The 24,391-nt window shown below is 70.9% G+C and carries 24 protein-coding genes; 17 read left to right on the forward strand and 7 right to left on the reverse strand.

Annotation, left to right across the window (positions count from 1 at the left end):
• Together rpsI and OF380_RS18405 are read left to right on the forward strand one after the other, a co-directional pair.
• The gene (gene rpsI, locus OF380_RS18400; RefSeq protein WP_264046486.1) at positions 1–480 is read left to right on the forward strand and encodes a 30S ribosomal protein S9; all 480 of its coding nucleotides are present in this window, start codon (positions 1–3) and stop codon (positions 478–480) included.
• Between the two features lie 79 nt (positions 481–559).
• Entirely contained in the window at positions 560–811 is a 252-nt protein-coding gene (locus OF380_RS18405; RefSeq protein WP_264046488.1) for a hypothetical protein, read from the forward strand.
• A 223-nt stretch (positions 812–1,034) separates the two neighbouring features.
• On the opposite strand, the gene OF380_RS18410 is transcribed toward OF380_RS18405, so the two are convergent.
• Complete coding sequence (locus tag OF380_RS18410; protein WP_264046490.1) at positions 1,035–1,538, reverse strand: hypothetical protein; 504 nt, start codon at positions 1,536–1,538, stop codon at positions 1,035–1,037.
• Between the two features lie 219 nt (positions 1,539–1,757).
• Between OF380_RS18410 and argC the strand changes: the two genes are divergently transcribed.
• The 3 genes from argC to OF380_RS18425 all read left to right on the forward strand — a co-directional run bounded on the left by argC (position 1,758) and on the right by OF380_RS18425 (position 5,692).
• On the forward strand, positions 1,758–2,696 hold the full coding sequence (gene argC, locus OF380_RS18415; protein WP_264046492.1) for an N-acetyl-gamma-glutamyl-phosphate reductase: 939 nt from the start codon (positions 1,758–1,760) through the stop codon (positions 2,694–2,696).
• Positions 2,697–3,722: 1,026 nt separating this feature from the next.
• Positions 3,723–4,262: a MucR family transcriptional regulator gene (locus OF380_RS18420; protein ID WP_264046494.1), complete on the forward strand. Its 540-nt coding sequence runs from the start codon at positions 3,723–3,725 to the stop codon at positions 4,260–4,262.
• A gap of 272 nt (positions 4,263–4,534) precedes the next feature.
• Positions 4,535–5,692: an MFS transporter gene (locus OF380_RS18425; RefSeq protein WP_264046496.1), complete on the forward strand. Its 1,158-nt coding sequence runs from the start codon at positions 4,535–4,537 to the stop codon at positions 5,690–5,692.
• A 23-nt stretch (positions 5,693–5,715) separates the two neighbouring features.
• Here the strand turns inward: OF380_RS18425 and OF380_RS18430 are convergent, their stop codons facing one another.
• Positions 5,716–6,924: a hemolysin family protein gene (locus OF380_RS18430; RefSeq protein ID WP_264051392.1), complete on the reverse strand. Its 1,209-nt coding sequence runs from the start codon at positions 6,922–6,924 to the stop codon at positions 5,716–5,718.
• A gap of 463 nt (positions 6,925–7,387) precedes the next feature.
• Here OF380_RS18430 and OF380_RS18435 point away from each other — a divergent pair, with 463 nt between their 5' ends.
• The 12 genes from OF380_RS18435 to OF380_RS18490 are packed head-to-tail and all read left to right on the forward strand — an operon-like array spanning position 7,388 to position 20,463.
• Positions 7,388–8,500 (forward strand): NAD-dependent epimerase/dehydratase family protein, encoded by a 1,113-nt coding sequence (locus tag OF380_RS18435; RefSeq protein ID WP_264046498.1) that lies wholly within the window; start codon positions 7,388–7,390, stop codon positions 8,498–8,500.
• Positions 8,497–9,561 carry an NAD-dependent epimerase/dehydratase family protein gene (locus OF380_RS18440; RefSeq protein ID WP_264046499.1) on the forward strand — a complete coding sequence of 355 codons (1,065 nt, stop codon included), beginning with the start codon at positions 8,497–8,499 and terminating at the stop codon, positions 9,559–9,561. The genes OF380_RS18435 and OF380_RS18440 overlap by 4 nt, the downstream gene beginning before the upstream one ends.
• The gene (locus OF380_RS18445) at positions 9,558–10,865 is read left to right on the forward strand and encodes a TIGR04295 family B12-binding domain-containing radical SAM protein (protein WP_264046501.1); all 1,308 of its coding nucleotides are present in this window, start codon (positions 9,558–9,560) and stop codon (positions 10,863–10,865) included. The genes OF380_RS18440 and OF380_RS18445 overlap by 4 nt, the downstream gene beginning before the upstream one ends.
• Positions 10,850–11,980, forward strand: coding sequence for a glycosyltransferase family 4 protein (locus OF380_RS18450; protein ID WP_264046503.1), 1,131 nt, complete (start codon positions 10,850–10,852; stop codon positions 11,978–11,980). Before OF380_RS18445 ends, OF380_RS18450 begins: the two co-directional genes overlap by 16 nt.
• Positions 11,977–13,089, forward strand: a complete 1,113-nt coding sequence (locus OF380_RS18455; protein ID WP_264046506.1) for a CgeB family protein — start codon at positions 11,977–11,979, stop codon at positions 13,087–13,089. Before OF380_RS18450 ends, OF380_RS18455 begins: the two co-directional genes overlap by 4 nt.
• Positions 13,086–14,192 (forward strand): CgeB family protein, encoded by a 1,107-nt coding sequence (locus OF380_RS18460; RefSeq protein ID WP_264046508.1) that lies wholly within the window; start codon positions 13,086–13,088, stop codon positions 14,190–14,192. Before OF380_RS18455 ends, OF380_RS18460 begins: the two co-directional genes overlap by 4 nt.
• Positions 14,189–15,304, forward strand: a complete 1,116-nt coding sequence (locus tag OF380_RS18465) for a CgeB family protein (protein WP_264046510.1) — start codon at positions 14,189–14,191, stop codon at positions 15,302–15,304. The genes OF380_RS18460 and OF380_RS18465 overlap by 4 nt, the downstream gene beginning before the upstream one ends.
• The gene (locus tag OF380_RS18470) at positions 15,301–16,404 is read left to right on the forward strand and encodes an inositol-3-phosphate synthase (RefSeq protein ID WP_264046512.1); all 1,104 of its coding nucleotides are present in this window, start codon (positions 15,301–15,303) and stop codon (positions 16,402–16,404) included. The genes OF380_RS18465 and OF380_RS18470 overlap by 4 nt, the downstream gene beginning before the upstream one ends.
• On the forward strand, positions 16,401–16,988 hold the full coding sequence (locus tag OF380_RS18475; protein WP_264046514.1) for a histidine phosphatase family protein: 588 nt from the start codon (positions 16,401–16,403) through the stop codon (positions 16,986–16,988). Before OF380_RS18470 ends, OF380_RS18475 begins: the two co-directional genes overlap by 4 nt.
• A gap of 10 nt (positions 16,989–16,998) precedes the next feature.
• The gene (locus OF380_RS18480) at positions 16,999–17,784 is read left to right on the forward strand and encodes a TIGR04290 family methyltransferase (RefSeq protein ID WP_264046516.1); all 786 of its coding nucleotides are present in this window, start codon (positions 16,999–17,001) and stop codon (positions 17,782–17,784) included.
• Positions 17,781–18,686: a glycoside hydrolase 5 family protein gene (locus OF380_RS18485; RefSeq protein ID WP_264046518.1), complete on the forward strand. Its 906-nt coding sequence runs from the start codon at positions 17,781–17,783 to the stop codon at positions 18,684–18,686. The genes OF380_RS18480 and OF380_RS18485 overlap by 4 nt, the downstream gene beginning before the upstream one ends.
• A complete protein-coding gene (locus OF380_RS18490; protein WP_264046521.1) occupies positions 18,658–20,463 on the forward strand; it encodes a hypothetical protein in 1,806 nt (601 codons plus the stop codon). The genes OF380_RS18485 and OF380_RS18490 overlap by 29 nt, the downstream gene beginning before the upstream one ends.
• 76 nt (positions 20,464–20,539) lie before the next feature.
• Here the strand turns inward: OF380_RS18490 and OF380_RS18495 are convergent, their stop codons facing one another.
• From OF380_RS18495 to OF380_RS18515, 5 genes are all read right to left on the reverse strand, one after another.
• Positions 20,540–21,049, reverse strand: a complete 510-nt coding sequence (locus OF380_RS18495) for a ferritin-like domain-containing protein (RefSeq protein ID WP_264046523.1) — start codon at positions 21,047–21,049, stop codon at positions 20,540–20,542.
• Positions 21,050–21,178: 129 nt separating this feature from the next.
• Positions 21,179–21,388, reverse strand: coding sequence for a hypothetical protein (locus OF380_RS18500; RefSeq protein WP_264046524.1), 210 nt, complete (start codon positions 21,386–21,388; stop codon positions 21,179–21,181).
• A 63-nt stretch (positions 21,389–21,451) separates the two neighbouring features.
• Positions 21,452–21,595: a hypothetical protein gene (locus OF380_RS18505; protein ID WP_264046525.1), complete on the reverse strand. Its 144-nt coding sequence runs from the start codon at positions 21,593–21,595 to the stop codon at positions 21,452–21,454.
• Positions 21,592–22,071 (reverse strand): DUF2243 domain-containing protein, encoded by a 480-nt coding sequence (locus OF380_RS18510; RefSeq protein WP_264046526.1) that lies wholly within the window; start codon positions 22,069–22,071, stop codon positions 21,592–21,594. Before OF380_RS18510 ends, OF380_RS18505 begins: the two co-directional genes overlap by 4 nt.
• Positions 22,064–24,073 (reverse strand): OPT family oligopeptide transporter, encoded by a 2,010-nt coding sequence (locus tag OF380_RS18515; RefSeq protein ID WP_264046527.1) that lies wholly within the window; start codon positions 24,071–24,073, stop codon positions 22,064–22,066. Before OF380_RS18515 ends, OF380_RS18510 begins: the two co-directional genes overlap by 8 nt.
• Positions 24,074–24,391: the final 318 nt, after the last annotated feature.

Consider the following 24,391-nt stretch of genomic DNA (forward strand, 5'->3'; position numbering starts at 1 on the left):
ATGGCGACCCTTCAGTCCCTCTCCGACCTGAACCGCGCGAACGTCGAGGATCCCGAGAACGCCGCGCCCGTCCACGTTCAGAAGCTCGACGCCCAGGGCCGCGCCTACGCCACCGGCAAGCGCAAGGACGCGGTCGCCCGCGTCTGGATCAAGCCCGGCACCGGCCAGGTCGTCGTCAACGGCCGCGCGGTCGAGGTCTACTTCGCCCGCCCCGTGCTGCGCATGATCCTGCGCCAGCCGCTCACCATCGCCAACCGCGTCGACCAGTACGACATCACCGTCTCGGTGCATGGCGGCGGTCTCTCGGGTCAGGCCGGCGCCGTGCGCCACGGCCTCTCCAAGGCGCTGACCTACTACGAGCCGGAGCTGCGCAGCCCCCTCAAGCGCGAGGGCTTCCTCACCCGCGACGCCCGCGTCGTCGAGCGTAAGAAGTACGGCCGCAAGAAGGCTCGCCGCAGCTTCCAGTTCTCGAAGCGCTGAGCCGATTCGGCAGGTCTACGGACAGGGCGGCTTCGGCCGCCCTTTCTTTTTGCGTTCCGGCGAGAAAGCGACATCCACGATGGCCAAACCCTTCCGGCGCGTTCGCGAGCCCGACGCCTCTGCCGTGACCCTCTGCCTCGCGCAGGCGGACGGCGCGACGACGGGCGAGGTGAAGCTCGCCGACGGCCGCCTGTTCAGCAGCACCGGCGCCCTGCCCATCGCAGAGGCCTTCGGCATCGCCGTGCATGTCGCCAACGAGGGTGGCCTGGAGATCGTCGTGGTCGATCCGAGCAACCTCTGGAAGCCGTCCTGGGGCGAACTGCTCGCCTGAACCGGCTTCCGATTGACGGGCTCGCTCGCAAAGCACCACCGCGCTCCCTCTCCTTCGGGAGAGGGTTGGGGTGTGGTCCCTCTCCGGAAAACTCACGCACCTCACCCTGTCCCTCTCCTGTCAGGAGAGGGGACGCGCGGGTTCCCGGAGGGGCCGGGTATGCAGCGGTGCCCGCGCCGCCCCGGGAACTCGGGACGGAACCCGATCAGGGGGCTAGCCGCCCTCAGGCGTGCAGGGCGTGTTCCAGCTCGCCCTTCGACATCTTGGACCGGCCGGGGATGTTCTTGTCCCGCGCGGCCTTCATCAGGTCCGCCTTGGTGGTGCCGGAGCCGGATTTGCGGGCGGCGGCCGTCTTCTTCGCCACGTCCGCCGGCTGCTTCGAGAATTGCTTGCCCTTCGCCGAATCGGCGCGCTTCTTCCGGGTCGAACGGTCGTACTCGGATTTCGAAACCGCCTCGCGGGCCTTCTTGGGCAGGTAGCGCTCGCCGGTCTCGCCGCTCTTCTCCCCCGACTTCGTGTCCCACTCCTCGTCGGTCCACTGCTTCAGGTGGTTGTCCTCCGACTTCTTGCCCTTGTAGCCGCCGCCGGCCTCCTTGTAGGCCTTGGTCGCGGCCTGCGCCTTCCGGGCCGACCACTGGCCGGCCTTGCCGCCCTTGTCGGATTCGGTGACCCGCTTCTTCACCTTGTCCCAGAGCTTGGGGTCCGTCTTCTCCGCACTGGCTGACATCGTCGCCTCCGGGCCTGCACCGCATTTGCGGCGATAACGGACGGCCCGGGGCGCCGTTCCCGTCGGGCCGGGCCCGTACACAGGTCCGCGTCACCGTCATCAAGCCTTATTGGCGTTGCGCGACACCATTGACTTGAGGAAGCGGTGCGGCCACGTGGCCGGTACGGATTCAACCGATGCGGATGCTCGGGAATCCGAAGAACGGGAAGTCGAGTGTCCATGAGCGAGCACGGTGCGGGGCGCAAGCCCACGGTCTTCATCGACGGCGAGGCGGGAACCACCGGTCTCGGGATCCGCGAGCGCCTGGAGCGCGAGGGCCGCGTCGCCCTGCGCAGCATCCCGCACGAGAGCCGCAAGGACACGGCCGTGAAGCGCACGCTGCTGGAGGCGGTCGACCTCGTCGTCCTGTGCCTGCCCGACGCGGCGGCCAAGGAGACCGTGGCGCTCGCCGACACGCTGCCGGGGGGCGGCCCGCGCATCCTCGACGCCAGCACCGCGCACCGGGTCGATCCCGCCTGGGTCTACGGCTTCGCCGAACTCGCGCCGTCCCAGGCCGCGGCCATCGCGCGGGCGCGGCGCGTGGCCAATCCGGGCTGCTACCCCACCGGTGCGATCGCGCTGATCCGCCCCCTGGTGGAGGCGGGGCTTCTGCCTGCCGACCACCCGATCAGCATCAACGCGGTGAGCGGCTACAGCGGCGGCGGCAAGAGCATGATCGAGGCCTACGAGGCCGGACAGGCGGAGCCCTTCCTGGTCTACGGGCTCGGCCTCGCGCACAAGCACCTGCCCGAGACCCAGACCTATGCGGGCCTGACCCGCCGGCCGATCTTCATTCCGGCGGTGGGCAATTTCCGGCAGGGCATGCTGGTGAGCGTGCCGCTGCACCTCGACACCCTGCCGGGCACGCCCCGCGTCGCGGATCTCGAATCCGCGCTCACCGCCTATTACGAGGGGCAGGACCTCGTGCGGGTGATCCCGACCGACGGCTCGGACCGGATCGAGCCCGAGGCGCTCAACGACACCGACCGCCTGGAACTGCGCGTCTACGGCAGCGATGCGCACCGCCAGGCCGTGCTCGTCGCCCGCCTCGACAACCTCGGCAAGGGGGCCTCCGGCGCGGCCGTCCAGAATATCGGCCTGATGCTCGGCCTCGCCTGAGACGACACGACGGCCGGGCGAACCGGTCCCGTCGCCGAGAATACCGGTCCGGCGCGACGAAGCGCGTCGGACCCGGATGATGCGCGCCGCCTGCGGGACGGAGCAGGGCCCGGTGCAGGGGCGGGGACCCGACCCTATCCGTCGCGGCGCCGGCGGCCCGCCGAGCGCGAGTCCGTCGCGACGATCGCAGCCCGAGGGCGCGAATCGAACCCGATCCGACCGGACATCGCCGACTTTCCGAGAGCCTGTCCCAGACATCGATCGGGCCGATCTGTCGAGGTCAGCGCGCGCGACCGCACGGCGATGGCAATTCCGGGACGTTATGGGTCCCGATCATCGCTTGTGATCGCCGAGAATTGGTATTGGTCGGCCTCGCCGCATGCCCCCGGGTGACCTGATCACGCTTTCGTGCACGGCCAGCCGCGCGCCCAAGAACACCCGCCCCTCAGGTCATGGGAAAGTCCGCCGTGGATCGACGGGGTGGGGCGCGTTCACGTACCGAGCGGGAGTTGTTCGGCAAACATCTTCGCGAGAGACCGGATCCGACCCAATATAACCATTGCGAAGACCAGCATTGTGCCTTATCCCGCGCCGATCAGGCTTCGTTCCCGTGTAGGAACCGAAGCCGGCGCCCCGCACCGTCCCGGCAGGCCGGCACCGTCCTCAGGGCAATCGGGCACTGCGGGCGCCGCATCTCCCGCGTGCGGTGCGCCGCATCTCCCGCGTGCGGTGCGCCGCGCCCCGCGGTCGAATGGCATGGTTGCGCCACGCAGAGGCCGCCGTTTTTCGAAGAACAAGCACACGATCCCGTCGAACACTTTACCACTTCCGAGGCTTCGACCGTCTTTGTCGGCAACCAAGAGGCGATTGTTCGATCTTGTGCATGCGACGGGTGAAAAATTGACAAATGATCCACAACGAGGCCGGGAAAAACCGCTTGACCCGCTCTAGAACATCTTGCCTGATAGATGATCTGAGCCTACGTTTGTAAACAACTCCAACACTTCTGCAGATTGGCACCGCCTCATGAATGAAACAGATACCGACGCAGCTCGACTCATCACTCTGGCGGCCGATATCGTCTCGGCCTACGTCAGCAACAATCATGTGCAGAGCGCCGAACTGCCGAAGCTCCTGAGCGACGTTCACGAGGCGATCCGTAACGTCTCGGCGGCCGGCGCGCCGGTGGTCGATACCGGTCCGCCGAAGGCGACCCCGCAGGAGATCCGCCGCTCGATCACCCCGGAATACCTGATCAGCTTCGAAGACGGCAAACAGTACAAGACCCTGCGCCGCCACCTCACCCTGCGGGGACTGACCCCCGAGCAGTATCGCGCCAAGTGGGGCCTGGCGCCCGACTATCCGATGACCTCGGCGAGCTATTCCGAGCAGCGCTCCGAGCTCGCGCGCGCCCTCGGTCTCGGCCAGCAGCGCCGCAAGGGCCTCGCCCGCAGCGCTCCGGAGGAGACCGTGAGCGAGGAGCCCCCGGAGGTCGAGGCCAAGGAGGAGGAGGCTCCCGCGCCGGAGAAAAAGCGCCGCAGCCCCCGCAAGAAGGTCGACGCCTGATCCGCGCGAGCGGGTTCGCGCAATTCCAGTGAACTGAGCCGCCCGGCCGGACCCCTCCGGTCGGGCGGCTTCGTCTTGGCCGGGCAGGCGATTTCGGCCGGACAGGCGGTTTCGGCCGGACAGGCGATTTCGGCCGGGCATACGGTCGGCGCGCAGGCTCCCCGAGCGCGGTGCATCCCTGATCCGGGCCGGGCGTGCTAGCCCCGTGGTGCAACGCAGCATCGCTGCCTCGCGCCGCATGCGGCGGGGGCCGGCTCAGCCTCAGGCGCCCCATGCTCTCCCGCCCGATCCTCGCCCTGGCCGCGGCCTCCTTCGGCATCGGCACCACCGAGTTCGTGATCATGGGGCTGCTCCCGGAGGTGGCCGAGAGCTTCCAGGTCAGCGTGCCGCGCGCCGGCCTGCTGGTCTCCGGCTATGCCCTCGGGGTGGCCGTCGGCGCGCCGATCGTGGCCATCGCCACCGCGCGGCTGCCGCGCAAGGCCGCGCTGCTGGCGCTGATGGCGGTGTTCCTCGTCGGCAATCTCGGCTGCGCGCTCGCCCCCACCTACGATCTCCTGATGCTGGCGCGCATCGTCACCGCCTTCGCGCACGGGGCCTTCTTCGGCATCGGCGCGGTGGTGGCCGCGAACCTCGTGCCCCGCGAACAGCGCACCCAGGCCGTCGCGCTGATGTTCGCCGGGCTCACCCTCGCCAACGTGCTCGGCGTGCCGTTCGGGACCGCGCTGGGGCAGGTCGCCGGATGGCGCGCGACCTTCTGGGCCGTGGTCGTCCTCGGGATCGCGGCGGCGGCGGCGATCCTCGCCTACGTGCCCGGGGGCATGCCCGGCTCGCGGGGCGGGCTCGCGGGCGAGTTCCGCTCCCTGCGGCGCTGGCCGGTGCTGCTGCCGATGCTGGTGAGCACGCTGGCCTCGGTGAGCCTGTTCACGGTCTTCACCTACATCACGCCGCTGCTCGAGGACGTCAGCGGGCTGACGCCGGGGCAGGTCACCGGCGCGCTGCTGCTGTTCGGGGTCGGCCTGACCCTCGGCAACCTCGCGGGCGGGCGCCTCGCCGACCGGCGCCTGATGGCCACCGTCATCGGCAGCTTCTGCGCCCTGGTGGTGGTGTTGGCGCTGTTCGCCTTCACGGCGAAGTCCGCCCTGCCGGCCGTGCTCACCCTGCCGGTCTGGGGCGCGCTGGTCTTCGCCCTGGTGGCGCCCCTGCAGGTCTGGGTGGTGGAGGCCGCCACCGACGCGCCGAACCTCGCCTCGACCCTGAACCAGGGCGCGTTCAACCTCGGCAACGCCACCGGCGCGGCGCTGGGCGGGGCGGTGGTCACGGCCGGCTACGGCTACGGCAGCCTGCCCTGGTTCGGTGCCGCGATCGCGCTCCTCGCCCTGGCGCTCACCCTGACGGCCCGCACGCGGGGCGGCCGGGCCGTGGCCGCCTGAGGCGTCAGCGCCGGCGGGGCCGGTCAGGCCAGCGGCGTCGCCAGCACCTTGTCGATGCGCCGGCCGTCCATGTCGACCACCTCGAAGCGCCAGCCGTGGGATTCGAAGTGGTCGCCCGTGGCCGGGATGCGGCCGAGGCGGAAGATCACGAAGCCCGCGAGCGTGGTGAAGTCGTCGGTATCGGGCCGTTCGGCGAAGGCGAGGCGGTCGAAGGCCTGCGAGGCCGGCATCATGCCGTCGATGAGCAGGGAGCCGTCCTCGCGCTCCACCACGTTGGGCTCGTCGCCCACCTCCGGGATGTTGCCGGCGATCGCCTCGAGCAGGTCGGTCTGGGTGACGATGCCCTCCAGGCTGCCGTACTCGTCCACCACCAGCGCCATCCGCACGGGCTTCGCCTGGAAGGTCTCCAGCACCGCCAGGATCGACATGCTCTCGTGCACCACGATCGGCGGCTGCGTCACGGCGAGGACGTCCGCGCTCTTGCCGTCGAGGAACTGGTTCAGCAGATCCTGCTTGCGCACCACGCCGACGATCTCGTCGACCTCGCTTCGGCTGACGACGAGCTGGGCGTGGTCGCACTCGCGCACCGTGCGCAGCATCGCTTCGCGCTCCTCGTCGGCATCCACCCACTCGACCTCGTGGCGCGGGGTCATGATATCGCGCACCCGACGCTCGCTGATCGAGAAGATGCGCTGCACCGCCTCCTGCTGCGCCTCGCGGATCAGCCCGGCCTCCTGGCTCGCCTGGACCAGCAGGTTGAGTTCGGCGGTGGAGTGCAGGGCACCCTCGCCATGGCCCGCCTGCAGGCCGAACAGGCGCAGCACCGCGTTGCCGAGCCCGTTCAGGAACAGGATGGCGGGGCGGAACACGAACAGGAACACGCCGAGCGGCCGGACCACGGCCAGCGCCGTGCGTTCGCTGCGCTGGAGCGCGAGGCTCTTCGGGGCCAGCTCGCCGAGCACGATGTGCATCGAGGTGATGATGACGAAGGAGATCACCACCGCGATGGTGTGGGCGGCGGTGGTGCCCACGGGCTCCGGCAGGAAGCCGAGCGCCGGCACGATGAGGTGCGCCAGCGCCGGCTCGCCGACCCAGCCCAGCGCCAGGGACGAGATGGTGATGCCGAGCTGCGTCGCGGCGAGGTAGGCGTCGAGCTGGTCGGTGGCGCGCTGGAGCGGCTGGGCGTTGGTCCGGCGCTCGGAGACGAGTTCGGCGACGCGGCTCTTGCGCACCGAGACCATGGCGAACTCGGCGGCCACGAAGAAACCATTGGCGAGCACGAGGGCGAAGACGGCAGCGAGGCCTAAGCCGGTTGCCCATGCGTCGTCGAAAATCGTCGTCTCCCCTGGTCAGCGGCGAATCTCTAACAGCTACGCCGGGTACGAGCCACAGCGTTCCCTGCAAAGCCCCGGGAAAGCCTGGCCCCGGGAAAGCCTGGCCCCGGGAAAGCTTAGCCCGGTGAAAGCCTGGCCGCTTCGGCCCCCCGGCCGCGATGCGGGGCGCCGAAGCCGCCGTCCACGCAACAGTGGATCTTCGCAAGGAACAAAGCTGACAACTCACGGTTCTCGCGTCTGACAGGCATCTTGTCTGCGGACTTGGGACTTAGTCCCAGCAAAATCGGTGCATTAACACAAGACATTCGCACCGTTAGCGAATGTTAATGCTTCGATTCCTAGCGCAGGGCATCGTGGTTTCGTGCAAGAAACGATTCTGATCACCGGCGGAGCCGGATTCATCGGTCGCCACCTCGCAGGAGCGCTCCTCCGCCGGGGTTATCGCGTCCGGGTCCTCGACAGCCTGATCGAGCAGGTCCACGGGCGGACGACCACCGCCGACGGCCTTCCCGACGGGGTCGAGTTCCTCAACGGCGACGTGCGCGATCCGCAGGCGGTGGCCCAGGCCCTGAAGGGCGTCGACCGGGTGGTGCATCTCGCCGCCGAGGTCGGGGTCGGCCAGAGCATGTACGCCGTGGAGCGCTACGTCTCGGTCAACGACGGCGGCACCGCCGTGCTGTTCGAGGGGCTGATCGCGAATCCGGTGAAGCGCGTGGTGGTCGCCTCCTCGATGAGCGTCTACGGCGAGGGTCTCTACCGGACCCGGGACGGCGAACTTGTGGAGGACGCCGTGCGGCGGCCGCGCCGGGCCGGCGAGCCCTGGGATCCCCTCGATGCGCAGGGGCGCCCCCTGATCCCGGCGCCGACGCCGGAGACGAAGCTGCCCGCGCTGGCCTCCGTCTACGCGCTGACGAAGTACATGCAGGAGCGCCTCACCCTGACCCTGGCGCCCGCCTACGGCATGGAGGGCGTCGCCCTGCGCCTCTGGAACGCCTACGGGCCGGGCCAGGCCCTGTCGAACCCCTATACGGGCGTGCTGGCGATCTTCGCCGCGCGCATCCACAACGGCCAGCCGCCGATGATCTTCGAGGACGGCGAGCAGCGCCGGGACTTCGTCCACGTGGAGGACGTCGCCCGCGCCTTCGTGCTGGCGCTCGAGCACCCGGCGGCGGCGGGGCAGGTCTATAACGTCGGCAGCGGCGTCGATCGCTCGGTGCGCGAGGTCGCCGCCCTGCTCGCCGAGGCCATGGGCCGCCCCGACATCGTCCCGCAGGTCACCGGGCAGGCGCGCTCCGGCGACATCCGCCACTGCATCGCGGATATCGGCCGCATCGGGCGCGAGCTCGGCTACCGGCCGCAGCGCGACTTCAGCGAGGGCCTGGCCGAACTCGCCGCCTGGGTCGCCCGGCAGCAGGCGGTCGACCGGGTCGCCGAGGCGCGGCGCGAACTCGAAGCGCGGGGCCTCGTGGCGTGACGGACCAGACCGTCCTCATCACCGGCGGCGCCGGGTTCGTCGGCGCCAACCTCGCCGATGCGCTCGCGACCGCCGGGCATTCCGTCATCGTCTACGACGCCCTCGTCCGCCCGGGGGTGGCCCGCAACCTCGACTGGCTCCGGGCCCGCCACCCCGCCCGCATCCAGGCCGTCGTCGCCGACATCCGCGACGGGGCGACCCTCGCCCACGCGGTGGCGGAGTCCGATGCGGTCTTCCACTTCGCCGCCCAGGTGGCGGTGACCACCAGCCTCACCGACCCGCGCACCGACGCGGAGGTGAACCTCGTCGGCACCCTCAACCTGCTGGAGGCGGTCCGCGCGCAGGCGCGCCGGATCCCGGTGCTCTTCGCCTCCACCAACAAGGTCTACGGCGACCTGCCCGACATCGCGCTGGAGCGCGCGGGCGACGCCTACCGGCCCGCCGACGCGGGGATCCGGGCGCGGGGCATCGGCGAGGACCGGCCCCTCGACTTCCACACGCCCTACGGCTGCTCGAAGGGGGCGGCGGACCAGTACGTGCTCGATTACGCCCGCAGCTTCGGGCTGCCGGCGGCGGTCTTCCGCATGAGCTGCATCTACGGTCCCCGCCAGATGGGCACCGAGGACCAGGGCTGGGTCGCGCATTTCCTCATCCGCGCCCTGCGCGGCGAAGCCGTCACCCTCTACGGCGACGGGGCCCAGGTCCGGGACATCCTCCACGTGCGCGACGCGGTGGCGGCCTATCGCGCGGCCTGGGCGCGGATCGACGAGATCCAGGGCCGCGCGTTCAACCTCGGCGGCGGCCCGGAGAACGCGGTGAGCCTGCTCCAGATCCTCGATCACGTCGCCGCGCTCACCGGACGGCCGGTGGCGCGCGTGATGCGGGACTGGCGGCCCGGCGACCAGCGCTACTACGTCTCCGACACCCGCGCGATCGGCGAGGCGCTGGGCCTCGCCCCCGCGACGGCGTGGCGGGAGGGCGTGGCGAACCTCGCCGAGTGGCTCATGACCGAGGGGAGCACGGCTCCGCAGCCCGTCGGCTTCGCGGGAGCCGCCGAATGAGGGTCGCCCTCGTCAACCCGCCCTGGGACTACCGCAACAGCATCTATTTCGGGTGCCGCGCCCCGCACCTGCCCCTGGAACTCGCCTACGCCGCCGCCCTGCTGGAGGCGCGCGGCCACGAGACGCTCCTCGTCGACGCCCATCTCGACGGCTGGAGCGCGGCCCAGGCGGCGGATGCGGTCGCGGCGTTCGGGCCCGCCATGACCGTGGTGACGACCGCGCCCACCTACCTGTTCTGGCGCTGCGCCCCGCCGGAACTGCGGGTGCCGCGCGGCTTCCTCGACGCCCTGGCGGGGCGGGGCGGCCGCACCGTCGCGGTCGGGCCGCACGGCTCGGCGACGCCGGGGCCGACCCTCGACAAGCTCGGCTGCGACCTCGTCGTGCGCGGCGAGTGCGAGGAGATCGTGGCCCGCCTCGCCGAGACGGGATTCGGCGCCGCTGATTCCCGCGACGGGGTGCCGGCGCTCGCCTTCCGGCGGGACGGCGCCCTCGTGGTCACGGGCAGCCCCCATGCGGGCCGCTTCACCGACCTCGCGCCGCTGCGCTGGCCTGACCGCTGGATCGCCCGCCACACCCACCATCACCACCGCTTCGACGCCGCCCCGGACGGGCCGGGCGCCGAGGTCGAGGCCTCGCGCGGCTGCCCCTACACCTGCAGCTTCTGCGCGAAGATCGATTTTCGCGATGCCTACCGGCGCCGCGACCTCGATCTCGTCCTCGCCGAGATCGACGGGCTGATCGCCCAGGGCGTGACCTACCTCTACTTCATCGACGAGATCTTCCTGCCGCAGAAGCCCCTGCTGGAGGCCCTGGCCACCCGCGACGTGCGCTTCGGCATCCAGACCCGGATCGACCTCTGGAAGCCCGACCTCCTCGACCTGCTCGGGGCGGCGGGCTGCGTCTCCATCGAGGCCGGCATCGAGAGTCTGACGGAGGCCGGGCGCGCCGCCCTCGACAAGAAGTGCCGGGCCACCACCGACGAACTCGCCGAACGCCTGATCCATGCCCGCCGCAGCGTCCCCTTCGTCCAGGCCAACCTGATCGCGGTGGCGGGCGACGATCCGGACAGCGTCGCGGCCTGGCGCGACCGCCTGCGCCGGGACGGCGTCTGGGCCAACGACCCCGTGCCCCTCTACCCCTATCCGAGCTCACCCGATTACCGCCGCCTCTGGGGCGAGCCGGACGACGAGGCCTGGGAGCGCGCCCACGCCCATTACCTCGGACAGTTCGACCGGTTCAGCGACATCCAGGAGGAGCGCCCGCTGCCGCTCCGGGAACTGGAGGCCGCATGCGGCTGCCGGTGAGGGACCATCCGCACGTGCTGATGACGGCCGACGCCCTCGGTGGGGTCTGGCAGTACAGCCTCGACCTCGGCGAGGGCCTGGTCCGGCGGGGGCTGCGCGTCACCGTCGCGATCCTCGGACCCGCCCCGGGTCCCGAGCGCATCGCCGCCGCCGAGGCCGCCACCGGATGCCGCATCGTCGCCACGGGCCTCGCCCTCGACTGGATGGCGAAGGGGCCGGCGGAGGTGCGCGCCGCCGGGGCCGCCCTGGCGCGCCTCGCCACGAGCCTGCACGCCGACATCGTCCACCTGCATGCCCCGGCGCTGGCCGGGGCGGAATATCCGGTGCCGGTGGTGGCGGTCTGCCATTCCTGCGTCGGCACCTGGTGGGAAGCCCTGGAGACCGGCCCGCTCCCCGCCGACCTCGCCTGGCGCCGCGACCTCGCCGCCGAGGGCTGCGCCCGGGTCGATGCCCTGCTCGCGCCGACGCACGCCTTCGCGGCGGCCACCCAGGCCGTCTACGGCCTCGCCGCGCGGCCCGTGGTGGTGCGCAACGGACGCCGGGCGCCGGCCCCGCCGGCCGATCCGGCCCCGCCCGCGCCCTACGTCTTCACCGCCGGCCGGCTCTGGGACCGGGCCAAGAACGCCGCCGCCCTCGACCGCGTGGCCGCCCGCCTCGACTGGCCGCTGCGCGCCGCCGGACCCATGGCGGGGCCCGGCAACGAGCGCGTGCGGGCGCCCCATCTCGACGGCCTCGGGCGCCTCGACGACCGGGGCATCGCCGCGCATCTCGGCCGGCGCCCGGTCTTCCTCTCGCTCGCCCGCTACGAGCCGTTCGGCCTCGCCGTGCTGGAGGCGGCGAGCGCCGGCTGCGCCCTCGTGCTCTCCGACCTCGCGAGCTTTCGCGAATTGTGGGACGGCGCCGCCCTGTTCGTGGACCCCGAGGACGCCGATGGGGCCGTCGCGGCGATCCGCACGCTCGCCGACGACCCCGCCGAGCGGGCGCGCCGGGGCGGCGCCGCGCAGGCCCGCGCCGGCCGCTACGGCGTCGAGGCGATGACCGGCGGCGTGCTCGGGATCTTCCGCGCCTGCTGGGCCGGCACCTCGGTGCGCTCCCTCGGGGGGGCCGCCGCGTGAGGATCGCCTACTTCACCCATTCCCTGGCCTCCTGCTGGAACCACGGCAACGCGCATTTCCTGCGCGGCGTCCTGCGCGACCTCATCGCCCGGGGCCATGCCGTCTCGGCCTACGAGCCGGAGGGCGCCTGGAGCCTCGCGAACCTGATCCGGGACCACGGCGAGGCCGGGCTCGAGGCCTATCGCGCCGCCTATCCGGACCTCGCCTCCGAAACCTACACCGACATCGAGGCGGTGGCGGACCGGGTCGCCGGGGCCGATCTCGTCCTCGTCCACGAGTGGAACGACCCCGCCCTCGCCGCCGCCCTCGGCGCCCGGCGCAAAGCGGGCGCGCGCCACACCCTCCTGTTCCACGACACCCACCACCGCGCCGTCAGCGCCCCCGACGAGATGCGCCGCTTCGACCTCTCCGGCTTCGACGGGATCCTGGCCTTCGGCGAGACCCTGGCGGCGGTCTACCGCGACTGGGGCTGGGGCCGGCGCGTCTTCGTCTGGCACGAGGCCGCCGACACGCGCCTGTTCCGCCCGCCGGCCGTCGAGGGTGCGCGGTCCGGCCTGGTCTGGATCGGCAACTGGGGCGACGACGAGCGCGGCGCCGAACTCGAGACCTTCCTGTTCGCGCCGGCCCGGGCCGCCGGGCTCGGCCTCGACATCTACGGCGTGCGGTATCCCGAGGCGGCGTTGCGGACGCTGCAACATTACGGCGCGCGATATTGCGGATGGTTGCCGAATGCAGCCGCGCCGGGCGTCTTCGCGCAGCATGATGCAACGGTCCACGTGCCGCGCCGCTTCTACGCGCGGCACCTGCCGGGCATTCCCACCATCCGCGTCTTCGAGGCGCTGGCCTGCGGGATCCCCCTCGCCAGCGCCCCCTGGGATGACACGGAAGGGCTCTTCCGGCCCGGAACCGATTATCTCGTCGCCCGGAACGGAGCCGAAATGGAGCGCCATCTCGTCGCGCTCCGGGACGATTCCGACCTGCGCGCGAGCCTGCGTCGCGAAGGTCTCGCCACCATCGCGGCCCGCCACACCTGCGCGCATCGGACGGACGAACTGTTGTCGATCGTCGCGGCGCTCCGCGCTCCCGAACACCTGGAGAGAACCGCATGAAGATCGCCTTCTACGGCTCCAGTCTTCTGTCGTCCTACTGGAACGGGGCCGCCACCTACTATCGTGGCCTGCTCAGCGACCTTGCGGGGCGCGGCCACACGATCACCTTCTACGAGCCGGATGCCTTCGACCGCCAGCAGCACCGCGACATCGACCCGCCGCCCTACGCCGCCGTGAAGGTCTACCCCGCCACCCCGGAGGCCCTGCGCGCCGTGGTGGCGGAGGCCGCGGAGGCCGACGTCGTGGTGAAGGCCAGCGGCGTCGGGATCTTCGACGACGAACTCCTGGAGGGCGTGCTCGCCGCCGCGCGCCCCGACGCGATCCGGATCTTCTGGGACGTCGACGCCCCCGCAACCCTCTCGGAAATCAAGGAAAATCCCGGTCATGCGCTGCACCGCGCACTGCCCGCCCTCGACCTCGTCCTGACCTATGGCGGCGGCCCGCCGGTCATCGCCGCCTACGAGGGCTTCGGCGCCTGCCGCTGCATTCCGATCTACAACGCCCTCGATCCGGCGACCCACCACCCGGTCCCGCCCGAGCCGCGCTTCACCGCCGACCTCGCCTTCCTGGGCAACCGCCTGCCGGACCGGGAAGCCCGCGTCGAGGCGTTCTTCCTCGACGCCGCCGCGCGCCTGCCCGAGCGCCGCTTCCTCCTCGGCGGCAGCGGCTGGGAAGGCCGGAGCCTGCCCGCCAACGTGCATCACCTCGGCCACGTCTACACACGCGAGCACAACGCCTTCAACACCACGCCACTGGCCGTGCTCAACATCGCCCGCGACAGCATGGCGGCCGTGGGCTTCTCGCCGGCCACCCGCGTCTTCGAGGCGGCGGGCGCCGGCGCCTGCCTCATCACCGATGCCTGGGAGGGCATCGAGCTGTTCCTGGAGCCCGGTACGGAGGTCCTGGTCGCCCGCGACGGACGCGAGGTCGCCGAACACGTCGCCGCCCTGACGCCCGAGCGGGCCCGTGCCATCGGCACGGCGGCGCGGGCCCGCATCACCGCGGAGCACACCTATGCCCGGCGCGGCGCCGAGGTCGACGCGATCCTGCGGGCGGAAGCCCGGCGCAAGGGCACCCTCGCGCCTGCGCGGAGCGTCGCGTGAGCCGCCCCCTGAACCTCGTGGTGCTGGGCCTGAGCCTGTCCTCGTCGTGGGGCAACGGCCACGCCACGACCTACCGCGCGCTCCTGAAGGCCCTCGCGGCGCGCGGGCACGACATCCTGTTCCTGGAGCGCGACGTGCCCTGGTACGCCGAGCACCGCGACCTCGCCGAGCCCGGTTTCTGCCGCTTCGCGCTCTATCCCGACCTCAACGGCTTGGAGAGCCACCGCGCGGCGATCGCGGCGGCGGATGCGGTCATCGTCGGATCCTACGTGCCGGACGGTATCGCGGTCGGCGACCGCGTGCGCGATTGGGCCCACGGCCTGTGCGCCTTCTACGACATCGACACGCCCGTCACCCTGGCGCGCCTGCAAGCGGGCGATTGCGCCTATCTCGCCAGGCGCCAGATCGCCGCGTACGATCTCTACCTGTCGTTCACCGGCGGGCCGACCCTGCGCCTGCTGGAGGAGACGTACGGCGCGCCGGCCGCGCGGGCGCTATACTGTTCGGTCGACCGCGATGCCTATCCGGCCCTGGAGCGGGCGGCGCGCTATGACCTCTCCTATCTCGGCACCTACAGCCCCGATCGCCAGCCGACCCTGGAGCGTCTGCTGATCGAACCGGCCCGGCGTGCGCCGGACCTGCGCTTCTGCGTCGCCGGCCCGCAATATCCGGATGAGATCGACTGGCCCGAGAACGTCACCCGCATCGCACACCTGCCGCCGGACGCGCATCCGGAGTTCTACGCGGCGAGCCGGTACACCCTGAACGTCACCCGCGCCGACATGATCCGGGCCGGCTATTCCCCGAGCGTGCGCCTGTTCGAGGCGGCCTGCATCGGCACGCCGATCATCAGCGACACCTGGGACGGCCTCGACACCATTCTCACGCCGGGCTCCGAGATCCTCACGGCGGACGCGCCCGAGGACGTGCTCACGATCCTCCGTCTGCAGCCGGATGCCGTGCGCCAACGCATCGGCTCCGCGGCCCGGGCCCGGGTGCTCGCCCACCACAGCGCCACGCGCCGGGCCGCGGAACTGGAAGGTATCCTGCACGCGTGCGTCGCGACGCGAACCTCCGTACACCCGATGCTGAAGGAGGAGGTCGGCGCATGACGGTCGATCCGATCCGCGTCGGCCTCGTGGGGGTGGGCAACTGCGCCTCGTCCTTCGTGCAGGGCCTGCACCATTACCGCGACGCCGACCCGGCCGAGACGGTGCCGGGGCTGATGAACGTGGCGCTCGGCGGCTACCATGTGCGCGACATCGCGGTCGTCTCGGCCTTCGACATCAGCGCCGCCAAGGTCGGCCGCGACCTCGCGGACGCGATCGACGCCCCCCCGAACAACACGATCCGCTTCGCCACCGTGCCGCAGAGCGGCGTCACCGTGCGGCGCGGCCCCACCCTCGACGGGCTCGGCCGCTACCTGCGCTCCGAAATCGTGGAGGCCGATGCTCCCGTCGCCGACGTGACGGCGGAATTGGAACGCACCCGCACGCAGGTCCTGGTGTCCTACCTGCCGGTCGGATCGCAGGCGGCGACGGAATTCTACGCCCGTTGCGCCCTCGATGCCGGCTGCGCCTTCGTCAACTGCATCCCGGTCTTCATCGCTTCCGATCCGGACTGGCGCAGGCGCTTCGAGGAACGCGGATTGCCCATCGTGGGCGACGACATCAAGAGCCAGGTCGGGGCCACCATCGTGCACCGCATGCTCGCGAACCTCATGCGCGAGCGCGGCGTGCGCCTCGACCGTACCTATCAGCTCAATTTCGGCGGCAATGCCGATTTCAAGAATATGCTCGAGCGGGAGCGGCTGGAATCGAAGAAGATCTCCAAGACCCGCGCCGTGACGAGCCAACTCGACGAGCCCCTCGACGCGAACGACATCCATGTCGGGCCGAGCGACCACGTGCCCTGGCTCACCGACCGCAAATGGGCACAGATTCGCCTGGAGGGCACAGCGTTCGGTGGGGTGCCTCTGTCGATGGAGTTGAAGCTCGAAGTCTGGGATTCGCCGAACTCGGCCGGCATCGTCATCGACGCCGTCCGCTGCGCCCGGCTCGCCCTCGATCGCGGGATCGGCGGCGCGCTGATCGGCCCGTCGAGTTACTTCATGAAGGCGCCGCCCCGGCAGTTCACCGACACGGAAGCCCGGTCGCGCACGCGCGCCTTCATCGCCGGAGATCCGGATCCATCCGCCACGGGGGCTTCGTGACCCGGATCATCCTGGTGCGCCACGGCAGCCATGACCGGCTGAACCGCATCCTGTGCGGCCGCATGCCCGGGGTTTCGCTCAGCGCGCAGGGTCGCGGCGAGGCGGAACGGCTCGGGACCACCCTGGCGGGGTGCGGCGCGAGCGCAATCCTGTCGAGCCCCCGTACGCGGACTCGCGAGACCGCAGCGCCGATCGCCGCTGCCCTCGGGCTGCCGGTGACCGAAGCGTCGAGCCTCGACGAGATCGATTTCGGCGACTGGACCGGCCGCCCGTTCGCCGAGCTGGCCGACGATCCCCTCTGGCAGGCGTGGAATGCGCAGCGCGCGAACAACCGACCGCCCCGAGGCGAAAGCATGGGCGAGGCGCAGGCGCGCGCCCTGGCGACGCTGTCCACCCGGCCGGAGGAATGTCTGATCGCAGTCAGTCACGGCGACGTCATCCGCGCCGTTCTGCTCGGCATCCTCGGTCTCTCGATCGACGCCTTCGACCGCCTCGTGATCGAGCCGGCCTCGATCAGCGTCGTCGAGCTCTGGTCCGGGGGCGGCCGGGTCCACAGCGTCAACAGCACCACCCACCTGTCATGAGGGGTTCGCCATGATGAGACCCGGCGATCGCGCGGGGAGCGAGGCGGAATCCCTGCGTCGGCAGATCGATGCCCTCGGCCCGTGGTTCCACAACATGAATCTCGACGGCGTCTGGACTGCGCCGGACCACTTCCTCGGGAATTACCCGGCGGTGAAGTGGCGCGGCTTCAGCGATGCCCTGCCGGCTGACCTGACGGGCCGGAGTGTCCTCGACATCGGGTGCAATGCCGGGTTCTACGCCATCGAGATGAAGCGACGGGGCGCCGCGCGCGTCCTCGGCCTCGATTCGGATGCCCGCTACCTCGCGCAGGCCCGCTTCGCCGCGCGGATGACGGGGCAGGACATCGAGTTCGCGCAAGGGTCCGTCTACGATGTCGGGGCCTTGGGCGAGCGCTTCGACATCGTCCTGTTCATGGGCGTCCTCTATCACCTGCGCCACCCGCTGCTGGCGCTCGACCTCATCCGCGAGACCGTGGCGGGAGACATGCTGGTCTTCCAGTCGATGCAGCGCGGGAGCGCCGAGGTGACCCGCCTGGAGGCCGATTACGCGTTCTTCGAGCCCGCGCCCTTCGACGCCGCGGGCTTCCCGAAGCTGCACTTCATCGAGCACCGTTACGCCGGCGACCCCACCAACTGGTGGGTTCCCAACCGCGCCTGCACCGAGGCGATGCTGCGCTCGAGCGGGTTCACTATCGTGGCCCACCCGGAGGCGGAGGTCTATCTCTGCCGATGCGCGGAGAAGCCCGAGCCTGGCGCCGTCCATCCGGCCCGTGCGCCGAGGGAGTCCCACGCGTGATCGAAGCCGTGATGCTCTGGAACGAGCCGAACAACAAATCCCACTGGGATCCGGAACTCGATCCCGATTGGCACCGCTTCGGCGCCATGGCACGGCTCGCCGGCAATGCCATTCGCGCCGAGAACCCGAGCCTGCCGCGCGTGCTCGGCGGCATCTCACCGATCGACCCGGACTTCATCCAGCGCATGGAGCGGGCCGGCGTCCTCGACGCGGTCGACGCGGTCGCGGTCCACGGCTTCCCCCTCGACTGGAACCTCTGGCAGATCCACGAATGGCCGGCCAAGATCGCGGAGATCCGCGCAGTCACAGGGCTGCCGGTCTGGGTCTCGGAGGTCGGAATCTCCACCTTCGGCGCTGAGGAGGTCCAGCTCTGGGGCGTCGAGCGGACGGCCGAACTCCTAGTCGGCCGGGCGCCCCGCATCCACTGGTACAGCCTCTACGACCTGCCCCGCGAATGGGAGGCGACCACCCGGCACCGGGAGGCCGAAGGCTCCTCCTACTACCGGCACTTCCACATGGGTCTTCTGCGGCAGGACGGGACGCCGAAGCTCGCCCTCGAAGCCTTCGCGCGACACACCCCGGCGCTCGGCCTCTGCCAGTGGTTCCACTACGAGGACCACCGCCTCGACGAGGCCGTCGCCTGGATGAAGCGCCTGGGCGTGACCTACCTGCGCACGGGCCTATCCTGGGCCGACAGCTTCCGCCCCAACGCCCTCGACTGGTTTGATCGGCAGATGAGGGCCCTGGAGGATTTCGACGTCACCGTGACGTTCTGCTTCACGCCCGAGCATCGCGGCCTCGCCCCCCACCATTCGAGCCCGCCGATCGACCCGAACGAATACGCGGAGTTCTGCGCCGCGATGGTCCGGCGCTATGCGCCGGGACGTGTCGGAGGGGCCTGAGAGCGGCGCGATGCTCGTCTACGGCAAGGCGAACCGGACGAGCGATCCGCGCGTCCTCCTCGGGGAGATCGCGCGCCTCCTGGCGGAGGCTGCCCGGGAGGTTCCGGACATCCGCCGCCACGGCCTGCTGGTGACGGCCTTCATCGAAGCGGGCGCCTTGCTCCAGGGTCTCGCGGATGCCGAATTCGAGGCTCGGGGCTGTGATGCGCCCTCCCGCGTCCAGGACGCCGCCGCGACGCTGCTGCGCCACCTCGCGGAAGCCGTGGACGGCTCGTGGCAGAGCGGTTTCCGCACCGAACTCCCGGATGTGACCGGCATTTTCGCGACACTCCACGCACTGCCGCTCCCGGCGCAGGTCACGCTGCGCTGGGCGGAGGGCTTTGCCTATTACGCCCTGTATCCGGAAGCCTACGCGATGGCCGCGCGACGCTCACGCCTCGCGCCGGACACGCACGTCCTCGGCCTGCGCAGCATCGGCGCGCCGCTGGCCGCGATGGTCGCCGCCGGCCTCGGCAGCGACCGGCTGACCACCGCCCGGCCCTGCGGCCATCCCTTCCACCGGACCTTGCGCCTCTCGAACGCCACGAAGGCACGGTTGCGCGACGCGGGCGAGGGCATCGCGGTGGTCGATGAGGGGCCGGGCCTATCCGGAAGCTCCTTCGGCGGGACGCTGGACGTCCTGCGGGATCTCGGCGTCCCCGAGGCGCGCGTCGCGCTCTTCCCCAGCCACGACGCGCCACCGGGACCGCAGGCTTCGGAAGCGCACCGCGCCCGTTGGGACCTCTTTCCACGACACGTGATGCCGTTCGAGACGCTGCTTCTCAGGCCGGAACGGCCCGAGCATGCACTGGCCAACTGGTTCGCGGACCTCGTAGGGCCCGCAGAGGGTCCGCTGGTGGATATCTCCGGCGGAGGATGGCGCCGGCACCTCTATCCGGACGCCACATCCTGGCCCCCGGTCAATGCTTGGCAGGAGCGGCGCAAGTTCCTGCTCACCGCGCGGGGCTGGACCTGGCGGCTGAAATTCGCCGGCCTCGGTACGCCGGCAGTTCGAAAGGCTGAACTCGGCGGTGCGCTCTCAGGGGCAGGCTTCGTGCCCCAGGTCGCAGGGCTGCGTCACGGCTTCCTCCTGGAGCGCTGGCACGCAGAAGCGACGCCCCTCGAATCGGATTGCGCCGGGAACATCCGGTGGCTCGAAGCCATCGGTCGCTATCTCGGGTTTCGCGCTCGGACCCTGCCGGCCTCACCGGGGACGGGGGCGCCGCTGGCGGAACTGCTCGCGATGGCGCGCCACAACACCGCCGAGGCTCTGGGGTCCGACGACCGGGACGCCTTGGCGATCTGGACCGACGATGCGGTCGCGGCCCTCGCTGTCTCCGCCCGGCCCGTTCTGATCGACGGCCGGATGCAACCCTGGAAGTGGCTCGCTCTGCCAGATGGCCGGCTCCTCAAGGGCGATGCCCTCGATCACCATGCCGGCCATGACCTTATCGGCTGTCAGGACATCGGCTGGGACATCGTCGGAGCGGTCCAGGAATTCGGATTCTCGATGGACGATCAGGATCATCTCGTCCGCATGGTCGAAGGTGCGAGCGGGCAAGCCATCGACCCGCGCCTGCTCGCGTTTCTGACACCCTGCTACCTCGCGTTTCAAGTCGGCGTCCTGACCCTGGCCCTCGGCGCGGCCACGGACCCCACCGAGGGGCAGCGAATACGGCAGCGGCTCGCACGGCAGACGGCCCGGCTTCGTCGGAACCTGTCCGACCACGCGACGTGAGAGGCGGGTAGCCCACACACGGCATCACGGCCCGCGCTTGGCCGGCCGTGATGCGGAAACGCTCGAACCCGTGCGGTCAGCGGTCGGCCTTGTCGCCCGAGGTGGTCAGGTCGATGTAGCGCAGGGTGGTCGGGCGGATGAGTTCACGCACCTTGCGGGCCATTCCCTCCTCCTCGCGCAGCGACTGCTGAAAACCGGTCAGCGCCGTCTCCTGCCCGGCCGCCTCGCCGATGGCGATCAGCGACTCGTAGGCGGCGATCTCGAAGTTCTCGAAGGCATGGTTGGCGTAGGCGTTCTTCAGGATCTCGTCCTGCGCGGGCGTATGACCCAGCGCCATCATGTTACCGACGAAGCCCAGGACGCCTTCCTTGATGGTCGAGGGGCTCTCGGAAAGCGCGTGCAGGGCCTCCTCGATCCGGGTCCGCTGGCCGTGCGTCTCCTCGATGTGCCGGCGCAGAGCGGCCTCCATCTCCGGATAGCGCTGCAGGCGCTCGACCTGCCGCTCCATGATCTGGAGCGCCTGCATCTCGAGGGCATGCGTGTTCTTCAGGGCGGTCACGTAGATTTCGCGCGTGTCGATGGCCACGTCGAAGCTCTCCTCATCGGTCGCGAATGCATTCGCTGTCGTGACGAGAAGGTACCCAGGACGGCCCCAGTTCCGCGCGGCGCGATGACGCCTACCAATCAGCGCACATGCGATCACGGATCGGCGGCCTCACCGCGCCATGTCTGTCCGAAGGCGCGCCAGCTCGGCCTCGGCGTCGAGCGCCCGCGCTTTCCAGGCATCGCGCTCGGCTTCGGCGGCCTGCACGGCGGTCTCGGCCCGTTTAGCCCGCGACGCCTGGGTTGCGGCGAGGGCCTGCGCGCGCTCGCGGGCGCGGGTCTCTCCTGCCATCTGCACCTTGAGGTCGCGGGGCGTGGCCATCCTGTCAATCCTTGGGCTCGTTTCGCACGCCTGCCTTCCCGCGCCGCATTGGCGGGGTCAAGCTCATCCGCCGAAGCAGCGCAGGCTCAGGAGATCATCGAGCCCGAGGGCGTTCCCGAAGAGGAGGGGACGCCACGCCGGAAGGGTGGCCAGGATGAGCCCCGCCGCGAGGAACAGCCACGGAAGCGCCGCACGCGCCGACGTCATGCCCGGGCCCGACGCACGAGGACGAAGCCGAAGGCCAGCATGGCGACGCCCCAGGCCAGGAAGCCGAGGTCCCAGGCGAGCCATTGCGCGCGGGGCACCCGCTCGTTGACGTGGTGCACACCCAGGATCTGGTGATCGATCAGCCCCTCCACCGTGTTGAACAGGCCCCAGCCCATCAGCAGCGATCCGGCCAGCAGGCGGTTCGACCAGCGCAGGTGGCGCCGGTGCGCGCTGCGCCAGAGGAGGAACAGGCCGAGCACCACGAAGACGTAGGTGGCGCTGTGGAAGATGCCGTCCCAGAGCGTGTTGCGCTCCAGGTTCTCGATCGAGGTGATCGGATACCAGCTGCTCAGCATGTGATGCCACTGCAGCACCTGATGCAGAACGATGCCGTCGAAGAACCCGCCGAGCCCGAGGCCGAACAGCACCCCGGCGGCCAAGGGAAATCGGGGCGTGCCCGGAAGTGATTCAGGCATGCGACGCCTCCTCCTGTTGGCGTGGGGGTGGCGCCGGCGCCCGGGAGACCAGGCGGTAGACGCAGAGGGCCGTGCCCACGAACACCACCGCGCCGAGCCCGGTCGCCGCGGAACCGAAGCCCGGCCCGACCAGCACCAGGGACGAGCCCCGCCCCGCCAGCGTATCGGCGGCGGCGACCAGCACGCCGACGATGCTCTCGCCCACGAGGAAGCCGGAGGCGATCAGCACCCCCCTGCGCCGGGCTCCGGCGCTGACCTCCTCGGGCTCGGAGGCCCCGCGCAGGCGGCGCTCCGCGAGCCATCCGATCACGCCGCCGACCGCGATCGTCACCACCACTTCGAGGGGCAGGTAGATCCCGATGCCCACCGTCAGGGCCGGGAAGGAGTGGCCGCGCCGGCGCAAGGCGGCCTCGATGGCCACGAAGACCGCCCCGAGGCCGGCGCCGATCAGTACCATGGTCCAGGGCAACTCACCGTGGACGATGCCGCTGGCGATCTGCGTCATCAGGGCCGCCTGGGGGGCGGGCAGGGCGCCAGCGGCGTCCATGCCGGGCCGGGGCAGGGCGCCGGCGAAGCCGTAGGCGTGATGGAGGAGAGACAGCAGGGGGGCGATGACCAGGGCGCCGACCGTGACGCCCGCCACCAGGGCGACCTGCTGGCGCCACGGCGTGGCATCGACGAGTTGCCCGGTCTTCAGGTCCTGGAGGTTGTCGTTGGCGATGGAGGCGGTGGTGACGATCACCGAGGCCAGGAGCAGCGCGAGGCCGATCACGAAGCGGTCGCCCTCCGGACCGGCCTCGCGGCCGATGATGAGGGGGATCAGCAGTGCGGCGAGCAGGGTGGTGAGGATGCCGATGCCGGAGATCGGGCTGCTCGACGAACCGAGGAGCCCGGCGAGGTAGCCGCAGGCCGCCGCCATCAGGAATCCGAACAGCACAGCGAACAGCGTCGCGACCGCGACCACGACGACGTGGAGACCGCCGAGATCCGCGCCCGAGGCGAAGATCCAGAACAGCCCCGCGAGCAGGAGGGCCAGGGCGAGGGCTGCGCACGCCACCCAGGTGATCGGGATGTCGCGCTCCTGGCGGGGGATCTCGGCGCCCCGGCCGCTCCCGCGCGCGGCGGAGAGGGCGGCGCGGATGCTGCCGCCGATCGCCCCGGCGAGACTCGCCACCGTCCACAGGGCACCCACCGCGATGATGCCCGCCCCGATCAGCCGGACCTGCCCGGACCAGACCTCCAGCACCACGGCGTCGGGCGCTCCCTCGGAGGCGCCCCGCAGCGCGGTGAGGATCGGCACGGCGCCGCCCCAAGCGATGGCGACACCGGTGAGCAGGGCGAGGCAGGCACCGAGGCCGACGAGATAGCCGACGCCCACCAGGGCGAGGGAGAAGCCGGTGCCGAACCGGAACAGGGCGGGGCCCGCGGCAACGGTCGCATGCATGCCGTCGGCGAGCACCCGGAACCCGGTGGTAGCGAGGCCGACGAGTCCCGCGAAGGCCGCGGCCCCGAGAAGCGGGCGCAAGCCGCCCGGCTGCGAGCCGTCCTGCGCGGCCTCGCCCGCGCGCAGCACCTCCGCTGCCGCCGTACCCTCGGGGTAGGGCAGGCCCGCCCCGATCACGAGCGCGCGGCGCAGAGGAATGGAATAGGCGATGCCGAGAAGGCCGCCGACGAGGCAGAGCCCCGTGGTCTGCCAGTAGGGGAAGTCGGTCCAATGCCCGATGAGCACGAGGCCGGGCAGGACCAGGATGACGTTGCACAGGGTGCCGGCCGCCGAGGCCTGCGTCTGCACGACGTTATTCTCGAAGATGTTGGCATTCCCGACCAGACGCAGCACGCCCATCGCCAGCATGGCGGCCGGAATCGACGTCGAGAAGGTCACCCCGGTCTTGAGGCCCATATAAAGGTTGGCCGTCATGAACACGACGGTGATCACCGCCCCGAGCAGGAGCCCGCGCAGGGTCAGTTCGGCCGCATGCGGCGCGGCGGGGGAGGGGCTCATCGCACGTCGCGATCGAGCAGGTGCATCAGGAACGGCCCGATCGGGTGCGGCGCACGGCGAAACGCAGGAGTTGATCCAAGCCTGCATCGTGCGGAACCGCGTCGAAGTGCGAAACCACATAGGTTATCACCGTCCCAGGCAGCGCCTCTGCGCAGGATCCTGAGCAGTCTGTTCAAGACTTGCCGTTCAGGACTTGCCGCTCAAGACTTGCCGATACCCCTCTGCGGGCCGGCCCGTAGGCGCCTTCGACGCAGGCAGCAGCGGAACGATCTGCTTCCACGCACTGCGCGTCGACTGGTTCGCGGCGTCACGCCTCCG

Source organism: Methylobacterium sp. FF17, from assembly GCF_025813715.1.
Classification (GTDB): Bacteria; Pseudomonadota; Alphaproteobacteria; order Rhizobiales; family Beijerinckiaceae; genus Methylobacterium; species Methylobacterium flocculans.